Annotated in this window: 17 protein-coding genes and 1 riboswitch; of the genes, 15 read left to right on the top strand and 2 right to left on the bottom strand. The window is 58.9% G+C overall.

What is annotated here, in order from left to right:
- Positions 1 to 2: 2 nt before the first annotated feature.
- The 7 genes from ACR0NO_RS07655 to cmk all read left to right on the top strand — a co-directional run bounded on the left by ACR0NO_RS07655 (position 3) and on the right by cmk (position 7,687).
- Positions 3 to 884 carry a hemolysin family protein gene (locus tag ACR0NO_RS07655; RefSeq protein ID WP_480723520.1) on the top strand — a complete coding sequence of 294 codons (882 nt, stop codon included), beginning with the start codon at positions 3 to 5 and terminating at the stop codon, positions 882 to 884.
- Positions 881 to 2,386 (top strand): apolipoprotein N-acyltransferase, encoded by a 1,506-nt coding sequence (lnt, locus tag ACR0NO_RS07650; RefSeq protein ID WP_480723519.1) that lies wholly within the window; start codon positions 881 to 883, stop codon positions 2,384 to 2,386. Before ACR0NO_RS07655 ends, lnt begins: the two co-directional genes overlap by 4 nt.
- Before the next feature lie 41 nt (positions 2,387 to 2,427).
- Positions 2,428 to 2,476: riboswitch (SAM-SAH riboswitch) on the top strand.
- Positions 2,477 to 2,481: 5 nt separating this feature from the next.
- Positions 2,482 to 3,663 carry a methionine adenosyltransferase gene (metK, locus tag ACR0NO_RS07645; protein ID WP_425083920.1) on the top strand — a complete coding sequence of 394 codons (1,182 nt, stop codon included), beginning with the start codon at positions 2,482 to 2,484 and terminating at the stop codon, positions 3,661 to 3,663.
- A gap of 108 nt (positions 3,664 to 3,771) precedes the next feature.
- On the top strand, positions 3,772 to 4,485 hold the full coding sequence (trmB, locus tag ACR0NO_RS07640; RefSeq protein WP_170555630.1) for a tRNA (guanine(46)-N(7))-methyltransferase TrmB: 714 nt from the start codon (positions 3,772 to 3,774) through the stop codon (positions 4,483 to 4,485).
- Positions 4,486 to 4,570: 85 nt separating this feature from the next.
- The gene (locus ACR0NO_RS07635; protein WP_480723518.1) at positions 4,571 to 5,644 is read left to right on the top strand and encodes an amidohydrolase family protein; all 1,074 of its coding nucleotides are present in this window, start codon (positions 4,571 to 4,573) and stop codon (positions 5,642 to 5,644) included.
- 85 nt (positions 5,645 to 5,729) lie between these two features.
- A complete protein-coding gene (aroA, locus tag ACR0NO_RS07630; RefSeq protein ID WP_480723517.1) occupies positions 5,730 to 7,076 on the top strand; it encodes a 3-phosphoshikimate 1-carboxyvinyltransferase in 1,347 nt (448 codons plus the stop codon).
- On the top strand, positions 7,073 to 7,687 hold the full coding sequence (gene cmk, locus ACR0NO_RS07625) for a (d)CMP kinase (protein WP_480723516.1): 615 nt from the start codon (positions 7,073 to 7,075) through the stop codon (positions 7,685 to 7,687). The genes aroA and cmk overlap by 4 nt, the downstream gene beginning before the upstream one ends.
- 23 nt (positions 7,688 to 7,710) lie before the next feature.
- On the opposite strand, the gene ACR0NO_RS07620 is transcribed toward cmk, so the two are convergent.
- The gene (locus ACR0NO_RS07620) at positions 7,711 to 8,187 is read right to left on the bottom strand and encodes a YHS domain-containing (seleno)protein (RefSeq protein WP_480723515.1); all 477 of its coding nucleotides are present in this window, start codon (positions 8,185 to 8,187) and stop codon (positions 7,711 to 7,713) included.
- A 218-nt stretch (positions 8,188 to 8,405) separates the two neighbouring features.
- Here ACR0NO_RS07620 and ACR0NO_RS07615 point away from each other — a divergent pair, with 218 nt between their 5' ends.
- The 8 genes from ACR0NO_RS07615 to trpB all read left to right on the top strand — a co-directional run bounded on the left by ACR0NO_RS07615 (position 8,406) and on the right by trpB (position 16,066).
- On the top strand, positions 8,406 to 8,942 hold the full coding sequence (locus tag ACR0NO_RS07615) for a hypothetical protein (protein WP_480723514.1): 537 nt from the start codon (positions 8,406 to 8,408) through the stop codon (positions 8,940 to 8,942).
- A gap of 221 nt (positions 8,943 to 9,163) precedes the next feature.
- Complete coding sequence (locus tag ACR0NO_RS07610; RefSeq protein WP_480723513.1) at positions 9,164 to 10,849, top strand: tryptophan halogenase family protein; 1,686 nt, start codon at positions 9,164 to 9,166, stop codon at positions 10,847 to 10,849.
- Positions 10,850 to 11,127: 278 nt separating this feature from the next.
- Entirely contained in the window at positions 11,128 to 12,804 is a 1,677-nt protein-coding gene (gene rpsA / locus ACR0NO_RS07605) for a 30S ribosomal protein S1 (protein WP_170377709.1), read from the top strand.
- A 269-nt stretch (positions 12,805 to 13,073) separates the two neighbouring features.
- Positions 13,074 to 13,358 (top strand): integration host factor subunit beta, encoded by a 285-nt coding sequence (gene ihfB, locus ACR0NO_RS07600; protein ID WP_008758048.1) that lies wholly within the window; start codon positions 13,074 to 13,076, stop codon positions 13,356 to 13,358.
- A 7-nt stretch (positions 13,359 to 13,365) separates the two neighbouring features.
- Positions 13,366 to 13,716 (top strand): lipopolysaccharide assembly protein LapA domain-containing protein, encoded by a 351-nt coding sequence (locus ACR0NO_RS07595; protein WP_170378121.1) that lies wholly within the window; start codon positions 13,366 to 13,368, stop codon positions 13,714 to 13,716.
- A gap of 9 nt (positions 13,717 to 13,725) precedes the next feature.
- Positions 13,726 to 14,367, top strand: coding sequence for a phosphoribosylanthranilate isomerase (locus ACR0NO_RS07590; RefSeq protein WP_480723512.1), 642 nt, complete (start codon positions 13,726 to 13,728; stop codon positions 14,365 to 14,367).
- 47 nt (positions 14,368 to 14,414) lie between these two features.
- The gene (locus tag ACR0NO_RS07585) at positions 14,415 to 14,750 is read left to right on the top strand and encodes a DUF3291 domain-containing protein (RefSeq protein ID WP_170640475.1); all 336 of its coding nucleotides are present in this window, start codon (positions 14,415 to 14,417) and stop codon (positions 14,748 to 14,750) included.
- Between the two features lie 68 nt (positions 14,751 to 14,818).
- A complete protein-coding gene (gene trpB, locus ACR0NO_RS07580; protein ID WP_170520461.1) occupies positions 14,819 to 16,066 on the top strand; it encodes a tryptophan synthase subunit beta in 1,248 nt (415 codons plus the stop codon).
- 132 nt (positions 16,067 to 16,198) lie between these two features.
- Here trpB and ACR0NO_RS07575 read toward each other — a convergent pair whose 3' ends face one another.
- Positions 16,199 to 16,576, bottom strand: a complete 378-nt coding sequence (locus ACR0NO_RS07575; RefSeq protein WP_170555609.1) for a DUF2237 domain-containing protein — start codon at positions 16,574 to 16,576, stop codon at positions 16,199 to 16,201.

Here is a 16,576-nt window from a genome sequence, read left to right as displayed (position 1 = left end):
CAATGGGCGAAACAGACGGCAGTTCTAGGGCGGCGCAAAGCGCGCAGTCTGAGAATTTGGACATTGAAGAGAAAAGCGGTTTCTTTTCGCGGATTATGGATGCCATCTCAGGGGCCGAAGAGGAGCAAAGCGCTCCGGTCAACGGGCATGAAATAGCCGACAATCAACATCGCGGTATGGTTAACCTGCGTCGCAAGCGGGTTGAGGATGTCGCCATTCCGACCGTTGAAATCGTCTCGGTTCCCTCAACGATTTCCAAGGATGAGCTGGCGCAGGTCTTTCGCGAAAGCGGCCTGTCGCGGATACCCGTGTATGAAGGTACGCTGGATACGCCGCTGGGTTTTGTCCACCTCAAGGATTTTGCTCTAACCCATGGGTTCAATGGTGGCGGAGCCGAGTTCGACCTGACCTCGATGCTGCGCACGCTGCTGTTTGTGCCGCCCTCGATGCCTATCGGTGTTTTGCTGACCAAGATGCAGACCGAGCGTCGCCACATGGCGCTGGTGATAGACGAATATGGCGGCGTTGACGGGTTGTTAACCATCGAAGACCTGATTGAGCAGGTCGTCGGCGAAATCGCGGATGAGCATGACGCGCACGAAGATCAGCTTTGGTTGCAGGAAAAGCCGGGTTGCTACGTCGTTCAGGCCCGCACGCCGCTCGAGGATTTTGAGGCCGAGATCGGGCGCTCTCTGACCAGCCACGAGGATGTGGACGAGGAAGAGATCGAAACTCTGGGCGGTCTGGTCTTCATGCTTTCGGGCCGTGTTCCGGCGCGGGGTGAGGTTGTACTGCACCCCGAAGGCCCGGAGTTTGAGGTGATCGATGCCGACCCGCGACGCATCAAGCGTTTGCGCGTCATGTTGCCGGACGTCGCTGCATGATCCCTGTCCGGGGTTGGCCTTTCTGGCTTAGACTTGGTGCCGCAGCTGCCTTAGGGGCGCTGGGCGCTTATGGTCTAGCGCCGTTCGGCTACTGGCCGCTGACGCTGATTGCGCTGACCGTGATACCCGCGTTCTTTCTCGCCTGTAAAACCCGCGCGCGGGCCGCGTGGTTGGGCTGGGCCTTTGCCACCGGCTACTTTGCCCATGCGCTGAGTTGGATCATCGAGCCTTTCCAGGTGGACGCCGAGCGTCATGCGTGGATGGCCCCGTTTGCGCTGGTCTTTATGGCTGGTGGACTGGCTTTGTTCTGGGCGGCAGCATTCTGGGCGGCGCGGCGGGCTGATGCTCCGGCTGTACGACAGGCTGTGTTGCTGGCCCTGACATTGTCACTGGCCGAGCTTGGACGTGGCTATCTTCTGACCGGATTCCCCTGGGCCGGGGTTGCACAGGTCTGGGTCGACACGCCGGTTGCGCAACTTTTGTCTTTGATTGGCCCCTATGGGCTGGCTGCAATGACATTTGCGGTGACGTTTTCGCTTGGGGCCGTGATCTCGCAACCTGTAGCTCTCCGCTCGCTTCTGGTTCCGGTCGCTGGGTTCGCTGGTGCCGTCGTTCTTGCCGTGGTCTACGCCTCCAGCAGGCCGACCATTGAATATGGTGAAAACACTGTCCGACTGATTCAGCCGAATGCGCCTCAGCATCAGAAATGGGATCCTGCATATGCGCCCCTTTTCTTCGCTCGGCAGATCGAATTCACCGCGGCAGAGCCACGTCCCGACATGATCGTCTGGCCCGAGACTGCAATTCCGGCGTGGCTCAGCAGCGCCGATCCTTATCTTGAGGCCGCCACGGATGCAGCTCAGGGCGTTCCGGTTATTCTGGGCATTCAGCGAGGGGACGGCGCGCGCATCTACAACTCGATGATCTATCTGGATGAGAACGGACAGCAGACGGGCCTGTATGACAAGCACCATCTGGCCCCGTTTGGCGAATATGTCCCGTTCGGAAACCTGATGGCCCGGTTCGGAATTCACGGCATGGCCACAACGGCTGGTCATGGATTCAGTTCGGGGCCGGGGCCTGCGGTGATGCAGGCAGGTAAGCTGGGTCAAGCCCTGCCGCTGATCTGTTACGAGGCCGTCTTTCCGCAGGACGTCAACGGCGCGCCTGAACGCGCCGATTTCATCTTGCAGATCACCAATGATGCGTGGTTCGGAACCCGTTCCGGCCCTTACCAGCATCTTGCCCAGGCCCAGATGCGGGCGATTGAGCAGGGGCTGCCACTTATGCGGTCCGCCAACACCGGCATTTCGGGGATGATCGATCCTTTGGGTCGGATTACCGCATCGCTTCCTTTGGGGCAGGCGGGGTTCGTAGAAGCTGATCTGCCGCTGCCTCTTGCGCCAACCGTCTATTCCCGCATTGGGGACCTGCCCGTGTTGTTGGTCTCGCTCTTGTTGGCCGTGTTGTTGTGGCGCATGCCGCGGCCGCGCAGCACCTAGTTTCCGATTGACGCCATTTCGCAAGGCGCGTATGCCCTTGGTGCCTGTCACAACGGCTTCCTGGCGTGGCAGAGGAACTTCAATGGAGCACATTTATGTCCCGACAGAACTACACCTTTACTTCGGAATCGGTTTCCGAAGGGCACCCGGATAAAGTCTGTGACCGGATTTCGGACGCCGTACTCGACGCATTTCTGAATGAAGAACCCGAAGCGCGCGTGGCGTGCGAAACCTTTGCTACGACCGATCGGGTCGTCATCGGTGGCGAAGTAGGTCTGTCTGATCAGGAAAAGCTGCACGACTATATGGGGCGCATCGACGAGATCGCGCGCGCCTGTATCAAGGATATCGGTTACGAACAGGACAAGTTTCACCACGAAACAGTCGAAGTGACGAACCTGCTGCATGAACAGTCTGCTCATATCGCTCAAGGCGTTGATGCCTCGGGTGACAAGGATGAGGGCGCAGGCGATCAGGGCATCATGTTCGGCTACGCCACGACGGAAACACCTGCGCTGATGCCAGCCCCGATCCAGTATTCGCACGCGATCCTCCGTCGTCTGGCTGAAGTGCGTAAAAACGGCACCGAGCCTGCTTTGGGCCCGGACGCGAAATCGCAGCTGTCCGTTGTTTACCGCGATGGCAAGCCGGTTGGCGTCAGCTCGATCGTTCTGTCCACGCAGCATCTGGATGAAGCGCTGACCTCGGACGACATCCGTGCGATCGTCGAGCCCTACATCACCGAAACCCTGCCCGAAGGGTGGCTGAGCGCTGATACCGAATGGCACGTGAACCCGACCGGTAAGTTCGTGATCGGAGGCCCAGACGGAGATGCGGGCCTGACCGGCCGCAAGATCATCGTCGACACCTATGGCGGCGCGGCCCCTCATGGCGGCGGGGCGTTCTCGGGCAAAGACCCAACCAAGGTGGACCGCTCGGCAGCTTATGCCGCGCGCTACCTGGCCAAGAACGTGGTCGCCGCCGGCATGGCAGAACGCTGCACCATCCAGCTGAGCTATGCGATTGGCGTCTCCAAACCGCTGTCGATCTACGCCGACACCCATGGAACCGGCCAGATCGCGGACGCCGTGATCGAAAAAGCTGTTGGTCAGGTCATGGATCTGACGCCGCGCGGCATTCGTGAGCATCTGCAACTGAACAAGCCGATCTATCAGCGCACCGCAGCTTACGGTCATTTCGGCCGTGAACCCGCTGCCGATGGCGGCTTCAGCTGGGAACGCACTGATCTCATCGACGCCCTAAAAGCGGCGGTCTGATGCAAGACAAAAGGGGCGCGTCTCGCAGGATGCGCCCTTTCTCTTTTTCGAGATGCTCCGAGGGTCAGCCCCTTGTCACAAGACGCGCGCCACAGTAAGGGCACCGCCATGAGCAACCAGACACCCCAACGCCCCCGCAGAAACTTCTATGGCCGCTTCAAGGGCAAAACCCTGAAGCAAAGCCAGAAGACGTATCTGAACGAAGACCTCGATGCCCTGTCCCCCGGTGCTGTCGATTGGGAGACGAACCCCGAACGCCACCCGCTGGACCTCGACGCGCTGTTTGGCGGCAAGGATGTCTGGCTTGAAGTTGGCTTTGGCGGTGGTGAACATCTGGTGCATCAGGCATCTAACAACCCCGATATCGGGATCATCGGGGCCGAGCCATACATCAACGGCGTTGCCATGCTGCTTGGTAAGATCCGTCAGGCTGGGGTCGAGAACCTTGCCGTGCATCCCGGCGATGCGCGCGACCTGTTCGATGTGCTGCCCGAGGCCAGCATTTCACGCGCCTTCCTGCTTTATCCCGACCCGTGGCCCAAAACACGCCACCATCGCCGCCGTTTCGTGACGCCCGAGCATCTTGAGCCTCTGGCTCGTGTCCTGAAGTCCGGCTCGATCTTCCGCGTGGCCACAGACATTCCCGATTATGTACGCCAGACGCTTGAGGAAGTACCTCGCGCTGGTTTCGAATGGTTGGCTGAACGCCCTGCCGATTGGCGCGAGCCTTGGGGCGACTGGATCTCGACCCGCTATGAACAAAAAGCCCTGCGGGAAGGGCGGACACCGCACTATCTGACCTTCCGCCGGACGGAAGCCTGACCCGTTTCAAATTTCTGTAATCCTGCACGCTATGCTAGGCTGTGCGCGTTACGCGTTTTCAGCATAGCTTATTTCAAGGATTACGATGTCTGATATTCGGATTACCAACTGCCACACGCATCTGTTTCACTCGCGCCATGTGCCCGAGGACTATCCCTATCCGGCGCTCAAACCGTTCAAGAAGATGCCATGGTTGATCAAGGCTCTGGCTTTTGGTGCCAGACTGATCGGCCAGCTCGGCGTCGCCGATAAACTGGATCGGCTTTATCGCTTTCAGCAGGAGACGGATGAAGGCAGCCAGCGTGAGATTCTGGATAACCTGCAGCGACATTACCCCAGCAATACCCGCTTTGTCGTTTTGCCGATGGATCTGTCGGCCTTTGGCTTCGGCGCGCCTGAGGTGCCCCTGCGCGACCAGCACGACGAACTGGCGCAGTTGGCCACTGACCCTGAGGTTGGCCCCTCGGTGATTCCCTTCGCAACGATCGACCCGCGGGCTGATCCCAATGCCACAGAGCTGTGGCGCGCCATTGACGATCTGAGGTTTCGGGGGGTCAAGCTCTATCCTCGTTTGGGATTTGCACCGAATGACCCGGCTCTGATGCAGCATGTCTATCCGCGGTTGCAGGATGAGAACCTGCCTGTGATGTCGCATTGTTCGCGTGGCGGGGTTCAGGGGCGGTATCTTTCCGACTATTGGGCCGACCGCTATACAGAGCCTGAGGCGTTTATTCCGGTGATGCGGGCCTTTCCTGACCTTCGGATCTGTCTGGCACATTTTGGTGGGCAGCGAGACTGGCATGCCTACGTCAATCCCGATCACAGCGACCCTTTGGACGATGCATTCAACCGGAATTGGCTGAGATCCATCCGCACGATGATCGGCAGCGGAGACCACGATGGCCTGTGGACGGATATCTCCTACACTCTTTTCCAATTCGAAGACTATGCGCCGTTCCTGCGTTTGTTCTTGATGGGCGAAGATAAAGAAAGCGAACGCCTGCGGTCGCGCGTTTTGTTCGGCTCAGACTACTACATAACCCGGCAACAGGCATTGTCGGAAAAGGCGGTCTGTATCCGGTTGCGCAACGTTCTGGGCGAAGAGATCTTTCGCCAAATCGCCGAGGAAAACCCGGCAAAATGGCTGGGAGAGAGCTGAGAGGCACCCATCCCCTCATTGCCGCTGGACCAACTGGTCCCAATTCGCTAATCGGCATGGACTGATAGCGAAAACAGGAGCCCCCATGTCCGAACACGGCACGCCCATCCCGATGACCTCGCATCCCTGCGGCCCGTTGAACGGAACGGCTGAGGTGCCCGGCGACAAGTCGATCTCGCATCGGTCGCTGATCCTTGGCGCGATGGCGGTTGGGGAAACCAAAATCTCGGGCCTGCTTGAGGGCGAGGATGTTCTGGACACGGCCAAGGCCATGCGCGCATTTGGGGCCGAGGTGACGGACCATGGCGGCGGTGAATGGACAGTGCATGGCGTGGGTGTAGGCGGCTTTGCCGAACCCGATCAGGTGATCGACTGCGGCAACTCGGGCACTGGCGTGCGGTTGATCATGGGCGCGATGGCAACCTCTCCGATTACGGCGACCTTTACGGGTGATGCCAGTCTGAACAAGCGCCCGATGGCGCGGGTTACCGATCCGCTTGCACTGTTCGGCGCGCAGTCGGTTGGCCGTTCGGGCGGGCGCCTGCCGATGACCATCGTGGGCGCGGCGGATCCGACCCCGGTCCGCTACGAGGTTCCGGTTCCTTCGGCGCAGGTGAAATCAGCCGTTCTGCTGGCGGGGCTGAACGCCCCCGGCAAGACCATTGTTGTCGAGAAAGAAGCCACCCGTGACCACTCGGAACGGATGCTGGCCGGTTTCGGGGCCGAGATCACGGTTGAAGATACGGATGAGGGCCGCGTGATCACGCTGACCGGTCGACCCGAGCTGAAACCTCAGGTGATTGCCGTGCCGCGTGACCCGTCGAGCGCAGCTTTCCCGGTTTGCGCGGCGCTGATCACCCCCGGTTCGGACGTGCTGGTGCCGGGCATCGGTCTGAACCCGACCCGCGCAGGCCTCTTCACTACTCTGCGTGAGATGGGCGCGGACCTGACCTATGAAAACGAACGCGAAGAGGGCGGTGAGCCCGTTGCCGATCTGCGTGCCAAATACTCGCCCAACATGAAGGGGATCGAGGTCCCGGCCGAGCGAGCAGCCTCGATGATCGACGAATACCCGGTTCTGTCTGTGGTGGCGGCAAATGCGACCGGTACTACGATGATGGGCGGTGTGAAAGAGCTGCGCGTCAAGGAAAGCGACCGGATCGACGCGATGGCGCGCGGCTTGCGGGCCAACGGCGTGACCGTGAATGAAGGCGACGATTGGTGGTCGGTCGAAGGGCTGGGCATCGGCAACGTCCCCGGCGGCGGCACCTGCGAAAGCTTTCTGGACCACCGGATCGCGATGTCCTTCATGGTGATGGGCATGGGTGCGAAAAAGCCCGTCTCGGTCGATGATGGCGGCCCGATTGCAACCTCGTTCCCGATCTTCGAGCCGCTGATGGCCTCGCTGGGTGCCAAGGTCGAACGGACATGAGCTTTACCGTCGCCATTGATGGCCCAGCGGCGGCGGGCAAGGGGACGATCTCAAAAGGCGTCGCGGCGCATTTCGGGTTTGCGCATCTGGATACGGGGCTGCTGTATCGAGCGGTGGGACGGCGCGTGTTGGATGGGATCGAACCCGTCGCTGCGGCCCAAGCCCTGACAGCAGAGGAACTGGAGCAAGGCGATCTGCGCACGGCTGAGATCGCGCAGGCGGCCTCGAAAGTTGCTGTCATCCCCGAGGTACGGGCCGCGCTGGTTGATTTCCAGCGTACCTTTGCCCGACGTGCGGGCGGCGCAGTATTGGATGGGCGGGATATCGGGACGGTGATTTGCCCTGAGGCCGAGGTAAAGCTGTTCGTAACCGCCAGCGCCGAGGTTCGGGCCGAACGCCGGTTTTTGGAACTCAGCGCCAAGGGATCAGATGTAACGCGTGATCAGGTCTTGGCCGATGTGCGCGAACGGGACGCGCGGGATGCGGAGCGTAGCACCGCTCCTATGAAACCCGCCGAAGACGCTGTTCTGCTGGACACGTCCGAACTGAGCATCGACGACGCTTTTACAAAGGCCGTCGAAATCATCACACAGAAAAGGCCCGCAACGTAACTGCGGGCCGTTGTCTGAGCGGATCAGAGTTCGCCGACGGCGATGCTCTTGATGTTTGCCCACTGGTCATCAGCGGTTTTGGCAGTGCCAACCACGTCTTTCAGGAAGGCGGCGCGGGTTTCTGCGTTCAGGAACAGGAACAATTTGCCGTCCGCGATCAGGTATTGATCCGGGTCCCCGTCGAACTTCTTGCCTACCGAGACACCGAACGAGCAGAAGCCGCCATGCTGGGGCAGGTAGGCCGCCGGGTTGGCCTCGAACGCCTCGCGGTTTTCGGCGGTGGTGAAGTAGTAGGACGCGCCATCATAGGTGGCAGAGTGGGTGGCAAAACCCTCAATCGGGTTGCCGCTGGTGACCAGCGCGACCAGATCCACCCCATGCGCGGCGAGCGGCGCACCAGCCGCCGAGATGCCTTTGGAGACATTGATTTCATCCGCAGCAAAGGCCGGGGCCGACAGAGCAAGCGCAGCAACAAAAGCAGTGAAGACGAGCGATTTCATTTGAGTCATCCTTTCATTTTCAGATCCGGGCTGAGGTATCCCTCCGCCGATGTGACATAGTTAGGACAGGAGTTTTGTACGCGTAATCGCAGATAGGTCGTGAAACTGTGCAGATCGTTCAAACATCCGGATCACACGCAAAAACACTTCACACAGCTTTGTTTGGCCAGTGACCCGGTTGCTTTCTAAGGTAAAGGGGCAACTATGGGAGTGGCCGCATGATCCGACTAGCTGTGATTTTGTTCCTCATCGCCGGCAGCGTGAGCGCGCAACAGGCCGTACCGCCCGTGCCTGAGGGCGAACCTCCGATGACGTATGAGCGGTTGGGCACGATCCTCTTTGCGCTTGATCCGGAGACGCAGCCCAGCGGGCCAGGATTCCAGATCACCATTGCGGATGTGCCGGTTCTAGTGATCACCGATGTAGTGGCCGATCGAATGCGCGCTATGGTGCCCATCAGCAGCACGGCAGATCTGTCTGCGGAGGATCTCCAACGGATGATGCAGGCCAATTTCGACAGCACGCTGGACGCGCGTTACGCGATTGCCAACGGAACCCTTTGGGCCGTGTTCATCCACCCTCTGTCGCCGCTGAAAAAAGATCAGCTGATCTCGGGCCTGGCGCAGACGGTGAACATCGCAAACACCTATGGCACTCTGTATTCGGGCGGAGCGGCTGAGTTCGGCGGGGGTGACAGTGGTGACCTGCAACGTGAGCTGATCGATGATCTTCTGAAAAAGGGCGAAGAGATCTGAAGCCAGAATGTGATCGGCTGTAAATTCGTGCGGAAGATGCCACCCGATAGCCATTAAATATCTGTTGTAGAATGACAAAAATAGCGGTTCGACAGGACCCTAGCCAGATGTAACAAAACTGTTATGCTCCCCTCACAAGCAATAAAGGGAAGGCCGCCGGAAACCTCCAAAAAAGGGGGAAGTGGCCACAAAATTCCCTAAGCCAACAGGGACAGACGAACATGACCAAACGTTTGCGCAAAATCACCATCGTGGGTGGTGGGACCGCGGGCTGGATGACCGCGTTGATTTTGGAGATGGTGCTGTCGCGCACCTCAGCGCCCAAGGATCGCCCACGTATCTGCCTGATCGAAAGCCCTAATATCTCGACCGTCGGTGTGGGCGAGGCAACGGTTCCCAGAATGCCGGTCACACTCAGGCAAGCGGGCATTTCCGAGCGGGACTTTTTTCGCGAAACCAATGCCTCATTCAAGCTGGGCGTGAAGTTCTGCAATTGGAACAAGGACGCCAAGGGCAATCGCATCGACTATGTGAACCCGTTTGCCCATGGTCAGATGCTGGAGGGGCTGGAGACGGCCGAGTATTTCCTGCGTTTTGGCAATGGGGATCGGGATTTCACGCAGTCCATCTCGCCGCATGATGACCTAGGGCGGCTGTGCAAAGGCGCACGGCCCTTGGGGGCACCGGAATTCGAGCAGCGATTTGGTTACGCCTATCACCTGGACGCTGTAAAATTTGCGGGCATGCTGACCAAGGTCTGCACCAAGCGCGGTGTTGAGCATATTCGGGATGAGGTGCAATCGGTCGAACTGGATGAGCAAGGCAATGTCAGCCACCTGATGCTGGAGCGGAAAGGTCGTCATGACATCGAAATGGTCATTGACTGCACCGGGTTCCGTGGGTTGATCATCAATCAGGCCTTGGGTGAGCCATTCATGGATTACTCGGACTATCTGCCGAATGACCGGGCCATGGCGTTGCAGGTCGAACATCCGGATCCGGAAAAGATCGAAAGCCTGACCCGCTCAACCGCGCTTGGGGCAGGGTGGACGTGGCGCGTGCCTCTCTTCAACCGCGTGGGCACGGGCTATGTGTTCTCATCCGCGCACCGGACGGATGATCAGGCGGCAGATGAATATCTTGAGTGGCTGGGCGACAGCGGCAAGGGTCTGACACCGCGCGTGATCCCTATGCGCGTTGGGCGCGTGCGTAACGCATGGGTCAAGAACTGCGTGGCAATTGGCCTGTCTGGTGGGTTCATCGAGCCGTTGGAAAGCACCGCGATCCACATGATCGATCATGCCGTGCGCTGGTTTGCCGAGCATCTGCCGACGCCGGACATCGAACCGGCCTTGCGGACACGCTACAACCGACAGATGGACAAGCTCTATAACGAGGTGTTGGAGTTCATCTGTCTGCACTACCGCCTTGGTAACCGCACCGATGACCAGTATTGGATCGACGCACGGACCGAAATGAAACTGCCTGACAGGTTGGCCGAGAACCTTGAACTCTGGCAGCATCGCTTGCCGATGGAGCATGATATCGAGTTCGTCTCACTGTTCGATCATCGCGTCTATCAGACGGTTCTGTTGGGCAAACAGGTCTATGATACTGGCTACGGCGAAGGTATCCGCGACCGTCTGCGCCCATTGAAGAAACCGATCTGGTTCCATTGGTGGAAGGGCGCGCGCATGCACCTCAATGAGATTCTGCAAACAATGCCGGATCACAAAACGCTTCTGCGCGATATTCGGGGTGAGCTGAAGAAGCCAGCTTTTGGCAAGGCGGCTGCAGTGAAGCCCACTGTGGCCATGCCGGGCGCAAAGCCAGCTCCGGTTGTGGTTCAGAACATGCCGAACCTGGCCGAAATCCAAAGCGGTGCGAAGGACCTGCAATTGTTCTAGGGCGCTTAGGATTGGGCAAAGCAATCTTCGACACCCGTTGCGGTGCCGTGATTTAGGCTTTGCCCTTGCGTATCTGGCTGAAACAGCCTATACGCGCGCTGTCTGAACAAGGGCGGTTAACGTCCGGATGACGTATCTGAGCAGGGCCGGGTTACCTCGGCCCTTTGTGTTTGTGTAGTCAGATGCGCACCGGGTCACGCCCTAAGACATCATGAAACAAGACCGGCGGAGACAACCGCTCGGCCAGCAAAAACGTATGTAAAGGAAAATGACGCCACATGGCTAACGCATCCATGGAGGAATTCGAAGCCCTCCTGAATGAAAGCTTCGAAATGGACACACCCGAAGAGGGTTCTGTTGTCAAAGGTAAGGTTTTGGCGATCGAAGCCGGCCAAGCCATCATCGACGTAGGCTACAAAATGGAAGGCCGCGTTGATCTGAAAGAATTCGCAAATCCCGGCGAAGCCCCTGAAATCGCTGTAGGCGACGAGGTCGAAGTTTACCTGCGCGCCGCAGAAAACGCCCGTGGCGAAGCCGTCATCTCGCGCGAGATGGCCCGCCGTGAAGAGGCATGGGACCGTCTGGAAAAAGCATATGCCGACGACCAGCGCGTCGAAGGTGCAATCTTTGGTCGCGTCAAAGGTGGCTTCACCGTCGATCTGGGTGGCGCAGTTGCGTTCCTGCCCGGCTCGCAGGTTGACGTTCGCCCCGTGCGCGACGCTGGCCCTCTGATGGGTCTGAAGCAGCCGTTCCAGATTCTGAAAATGGACCGCCGCCGTGGCAACATCGTTGTGTCGCGCCGCGCTATCCTGGAAGAATCGCGTGCCGAACAGCGTGCCGAAGTTATCGGCAACCTGTCCGAAGGTCAGACCGTCGAGGGTGTTGTTAAGAACATCACCGAATACGGTGCATTTGTTGACCTGGGCGGCGTTGACGGCCTGCTGCACGTCACCGACATGGCATGGCGCCGTGTAAACCACCCGTCCGAGATCCTGACGATCGGCGAAACTATCAAGGTTCAGGTCATCAAGATCAACAAAGAGACCCATCGCATCAGCCTGGGCATGAAGCAGCTGCAGGAAGATCCGTGGGATTTGGTTGCTGCGAAATACCCGCTGGGCTCGGTCCATCAGGGTCGCGTTACCAACATCACCGACTACGGCGCGTTCGTCGAGCTGGAAGCCGGTGTCGAAGGTCTGGTGCACGTGTCCGAGATGTCCTGGACCAAGAAAAACGTCCACCCCGGCAAGATCGTTTCGACCAGCCAGGAAGTCGACGTCATGGTTCTGGAAATCGACGGCGCCAAGCGTCGCGTATCTCTGGGCCTGAAGCAGACTCAGCGCAACCCATGGGAAGTGTTTGCAGAAACACACCCCGAAGGCACCGAGGTCGAAGGCGAAGTCAAGAACATCACCGAATTCGGTCTGTTCATTGGCCTCGAAGGCGACATCGACGGCATGGTTCACCTGTCCGACCTGTCCTGGGACGAGCGTGGCGAGGATGCGATCCAGAACTACCGCAAAGGCGATATGGTTTCGGCCGTTGTCTCGGAAGTTGACGTTGAGAAAGAGCGTATCTCGCTGTCGATCAAAGCCTTGGGCGGTGACAAGTTCGCCGAAGCCGTGGGCGGCGTGAAGCGTGGCTCGGTCATCACCGTTGAAGTCACCGCGATCGAAGATGGCGGCATCGAGGTCGAATACGAAGGCATGAAATCGTTCATCCGTCGTTCGGACCTGAGCCGTGACCGCGCCGAACAGCGTCCTGAGCGCTTCAACACCGGCGACAAGGTCGACGTCCGCGTCACCAATGTCGACAGCAAGACTCGCCGTCTGGGTCTGTCGATCAAGGCACGCGAGATCGCCGAAGAGAAAGAGGCCGTGGAACAGTACGGTTCCTCTGACTCGGGCGCGTCGCTGGGCGATATCCTGGGTGCAGCGCTGAAATCCGGCGACTAAACCCAGTCTCTGACCCGATACAAATCAACGGCCCCGTACATGTGTGCGGGGCCGTTTTTGTTGCGAATCAACAAGTTCCCAAACTGGGCGCTAAAATGTACATAATATGTGCATGAACGAGATTTTGGGTGTTCAAGCCAAAAATCATGCGAGTTTGCCCGAAATAGCAGCTACAACACACAGAGTTTACGTTCCCCCGAACCGGGTTTTTTTCTATACTGTCCAGAACACTAGAGATGGTAAACCGGTCGCCTGGGAGGGTAGCGCGCATGATCCGTTCTGAATTGATTCAAAAAATTGCTGACGAAAACCCGCATTTGTATCAACGCGATGTCGAGCGGATTGTGAATACAGTTTTCGAGGAAGTCACCGACGCGATGTCGCGCGGTGACCGCGTCGAGCTGCGCGGGTTTGGCGCGTTCTCGGTGAAAAAGCGCGACGCCCGCGTGGGTCGCAATCCGCGCACCGGCGAAACTGTGCAGGTCGAAGAAAAATGTGTGCCGTTTTTCAAGACGGGTAAGTTGCTTAGGGACCGATTGAACGGTAAAGCCTGACCTTATGATGCGCTACATTCGATATGCTTTTCTGGGGGCACTGGGGATCATCTTGGTCTCGGTCTCCCTTGCCAACGTAGAATCCGTTGAACTCAAGCTGATGCCCGACCCTCTGGCCGAGCTGCTGGGTTTCAACCTGTCTACCTCGCTACCGCTGTTTCTGGTGGTGCTGGGCGGCGTTGTGGCCGGTCTGGTCATCGGGTTCCTGTGGGAATGGATGCGCGAGCATAAGCATCGTCGCGATGCGACCGTCAAAAAAGGCGAAGTGCGCAAGCTTGAGCGCGAGGTCAAGAAGCTCAAGAAGAAGCAGAATGAAGGCAAGGACGAGGTTCTCGCCATTCTGGATGAGGCAAGCTGAGCCAAAGCAATGCCTGATGTGTCTGTCAAAATCTGCGGTTTGACCGCCCCTGATCACGTGCGCGCTGCTGTTGATGCAGGCGCGCGGTATCTGGGGTTCAACTTCTTCGCCAAATCCCCCCGCTATGTCTCGCCCCAGCAGGCCGCCGAGTTGGCGACCCATGTGCCGGCGGGCGTGGCCAAGGTGGCGTTGGTGGTGAATGCCTCGGATGAGGTGCTGGACGACATCACGCAGAACGCTCCGTTCGATATCTTGCAACTGCACGGGGGCGAGTCGATTGAACGCGTGCAGCAGATCAAGGACCGGTATGGTTTGCCGGTGATGAAGGTGATCGGGGTGGCCGATGAGGCTGACCTTGCCACCATTGATGCGTTTAGTGAGGTGGCGGATCAGCTGCTGATTGACGCCAAGCCGCCAAAGAATGCTGTTCTGCCCGGAGGCAACGGCTTGGCTTTTGACTGGCGTCTGCTGGCGGGGCGCAAATACTGGCGCAAGCCGTGGATGCTGGCCGGTGGCCTGACCCCTGACAATGTGGCCGAGGCGATCCGTATGACGGGCGCGCGTCAGGTTGATGTCGCATCCGGCGTCGAAAGCGCGCCGGGAGTTAAAGATGCCGCCCTAATGAAGGCATTTATCGACGCGACGCAGTGATCTGATCTCGTATTCGCGCCGTATCTCTCGACGGAGGGGTACAAAACATGCTGGCGGCAATAGGCGGCGTTTCTCTGAAACACTGGTACAACGCGCCAGAGTTTTTCTGGCGAGCAGGGCAGGCCTTGCGGCAAGCGCGGGGCGATCCGCTATGCCTGCATGCGGCGACTTTCCGTCAAGACGGTCTCTATTTCTCGCTCAGCGTCTGGCACGATATCGAGGCGATGCTGACCTTCGCCCAATCAGGCCCGCACCGTCGCCTGATGCAGGAGGCGAGCCGTTTGGCAGATGTGAACCAGTTCCACCATTTCCCTTGCATAGGGGTCCCAACGACTGAGCAAGCGCTTGAGCTTTGGCGGCATCATACCCTGGCTGCCGAATGAGGCGTTTTGCCCATGGCAAAACCTGCCGCTACCTCCTATGAACAAGGGATACGACGCGGGAGACTTCCATGGCCAACGATCTTTTCAATTCCTTCATGTCCGGCCCTGATGAACAGGGGCGTTTTGGCATTTTCGGTGGGCGTTTTGTCAGCGAGACGCTGATGCCGCTGATCCTGTCGCTGGAAGAGGAATATAACAAAGCCAAGGATGATCCGACGTTCTGGGCCGAGATGGATGATCTGTGGGCGAACTATGTGGGCCGCCCGTCGCCTCTGTACTACGCCGAGCGCCTGACCGAGCATCTGGGCGGGGCGAAGATTTACCTCAAACGAGATGAGCTGAACCACACCGGCGCGCATAAGATCAACAACGTGTTGGGCCAGATCATTCTGGCGCGCCGCATGGGCAAGACCCGGATCATCGCGGAAACCGGGGCAGGTCAGCACGGCGTGGCCACTGCCACTGTCTGCGCCAAGTTCGGCCTGAAGTGTATCGTCTACATGGGCGCCCATGACGTGCAGCGCCAGGCTCCGAACGTGTTCCGCATGCGCCTGCTGGGGGCCGAGGTGATTCCCGTGACCTCGGGCCGTGGGACGCTGAAGGATGCGATGAACGACGCACTGCGCGACTGGGTGACCAATGTGCGCGACACGTTCTACTGCATCGGCACCGTGGCCGGTCCGCACCCGTACCCGGCTATGGTTCGCGATTTCCAATCGATCATAGGTAAAGAAGCCAAAGAGCAGATGATGAAGGCCGAGGGCCGTCTGCCCGACACGATCATCGCCGCCATTGGGGGTGGGTCGAACGCGATGGGCCTGTTCTATCCGTTCCTCGACGACAAAGAGGTGAATATCATCGGCGTCGAAGCGGGCGGCAAAGGCGTGAACGAGAAGATGGAGCATTGCGCTTCATTGACCGGTGGTCGTCCGGGCGTGCTGCATGGCAACCGCACCTATCTGCTGCAGGATGATGATGGCCAGATCCTCGAAGGCTATTCAATCTCGGCCGGTCTGGATTATCCGGGCATCGGACCTGAACATTCCTGGCTGAACGACATCGGTCGCGCCAACTATGTCGCGATCACCGACAAAGAGGCGCTTGAGGCGTTCCAGCTCTGCTGTGCCACCGAAGGCATTATCCCGGCGCTGGAGCCCAGCCACGCGCTGGCCCATGTAATGAAGATCGCACCCGATCTGCCGAAAGATCACCTGATCTGCATGAATATGTGCGGACGCGGTGACAAGGACGTGCAGACCGTGGCGAAATATCTAAACTTCGATATGTCGGATACTGAGGGCCGCTCGGCGGATTGAGCTCGGACAGACCGGAACAGACAGAACCGGCCTCAAGAGCGGGGCCGGTTTTCTTTGTCTTTCGTGAAGACCGGCTCGACCTGCGGCGGTGCCATTCCGCTCGTATGATGTCTTCGTGGTCCCCGTCCGCCCTTAATTGGCGCGCGCTGCGTGTTGGCGCAGGATGTCCAGCGGCACGATCTCAAGCGCCCGCTGATGCGTGGCCTCAAGATGGACCTTGGGCGCACAGCCTTCGTCATGCGCCTGAAGGAAGCGACCGGCACAGAGACACCAGCTGTCCCCGGGGTTGAGGCCCGGAAAGTTGAACTCGGGCCGAGGGGTGCTGAGGTCGTTGCCAACGTATTTCGAATAGGCCAGAAACTCAGCCGTCATGACAGCGCAGACAGTGTGGCTGCCCTGATCCTCAATGCAGGTGTTGCAGGCCCCATCCCGGAAGAACCCGGTCACAGGGTCTTTCGAGCAATCGGCCAAGACGCCACCGAGAACATTGATGCTGTCTTCTTTCTGCAT

The sequence above is a fragment of the Ruegeria sp. CL3 genome (genome assembly GCF_056536505.1).
Note: the sequence above shows the minus strand (reverse complement) of the source record. Positions and strands in the feature narration are given on the sequence as shown.

Coding starts and splice junctions, on each gene's coding strand:
- cmk (WP_480723516.1), top strand. CDS start 7,073: ATGAGCTTTACCGTCGCCATTGATGGCCCAGCGGCGGCGGGCAAGGGG.
- ACR0NO_RS07585 (WP_170640475.1), top strand. CDS start 14,415: ATGCTGGCGGCAATAGGCGGCGTTTCTCTGAAACACTGGTACAACGCG.
- ACR0NO_RS07575 (WP_170555609.1), bottom strand. CDS start 16,576: ATGCAGAAAGAAGACAGCATCAATGTTCTCGGTGGCGTCTTGGCCGAT.
- ACR0NO_RS07635 (WP_480723518.1), top strand. CDS start 4,571: ATGTCTGATATTCGGATTACCAACTGCCACACGCATCTGTTTCACTCG.
- aroA (WP_480723517.1), top strand. CDS start 5,730: ATGTCCGAACACGGCACGCCCATCCCGATGACCTCGCATCCCTGCGGC.
- rpsA (WP_170377709.1), top strand. CDS start 11,128: ATGGCTAACGCATCCATGGAGGAATTCGAAGCCCTCCTGAATGAAAGC.
- ACR0NO_RS07610 (WP_480723513.1), top strand. CDS start 9,164: ATGACCAAACGTTTGCGCAAAATCACCATCGTGGGTGGTGGGACCGCG.
- ACR0NO_RS07590 (WP_480723512.1), top strand. CDS start 13,726: ATGCCTGATGTGTCTGTCAAAATCTGCGGTTTGACCGCCCCTGATCAC.
- ACR0NO_RS07620 (WP_480723515.1), bottom strand. CDS start 8,187: ATGAAATCGCTCGTCTTCACTGCTTTTGTTGCTGCGCTTGCTCTGTCG.
- trpB (WP_170520461.1), top strand. CDS start 14,819: ATGGCCAACGATCTTTTCAATTCCTTCATGTCCGGCCCTGATGAACAG.
- trmB (WP_170555630.1), top strand. CDS start 3,772: ATGAGCAACCAGACACCCCAACGCCCCCGCAGAAACTTCTATGGCCGC.
- ACR0NO_RS07655 (WP_480723520.1), top strand. CDS start 3: ATGGGCGAAACAGACGGCAGTTCTAGGGCGGCGCAAAGCGCGCAGTCT.
- ACR0NO_RS07595 (WP_170378121.1), top strand. CDS start 13,366: ATGCGCTACATTCGATATGCTTTTCTGGGGGCACTGGGGATCATCTTG.
- ihfB (WP_008758048.1), top strand. CDS start 13,074: ATGATCCGTTCTGAATTGATTCAAAAAATTGCTGACGAAAACCCGCAT.
- ACR0NO_RS07615 (WP_480723514.1), top strand. CDS start 8,406: ATGATCCGACTAGCTGTGATTTTGTTCCTCATCGCCGGCAGCGTGAGC.
- metK (WP_425083920.1), top strand. CDS start 2,482: ATGTCCCGACAGAACTACACCTTTACTTCGGAATCGGTTTCCGAAGGG.
- lnt (WP_480723519.1), top strand. CDS start 881: ATGATCCCTGTCCGGGGTTGGCCTTTCTGGCTTAGACTTGGTGCCGCA.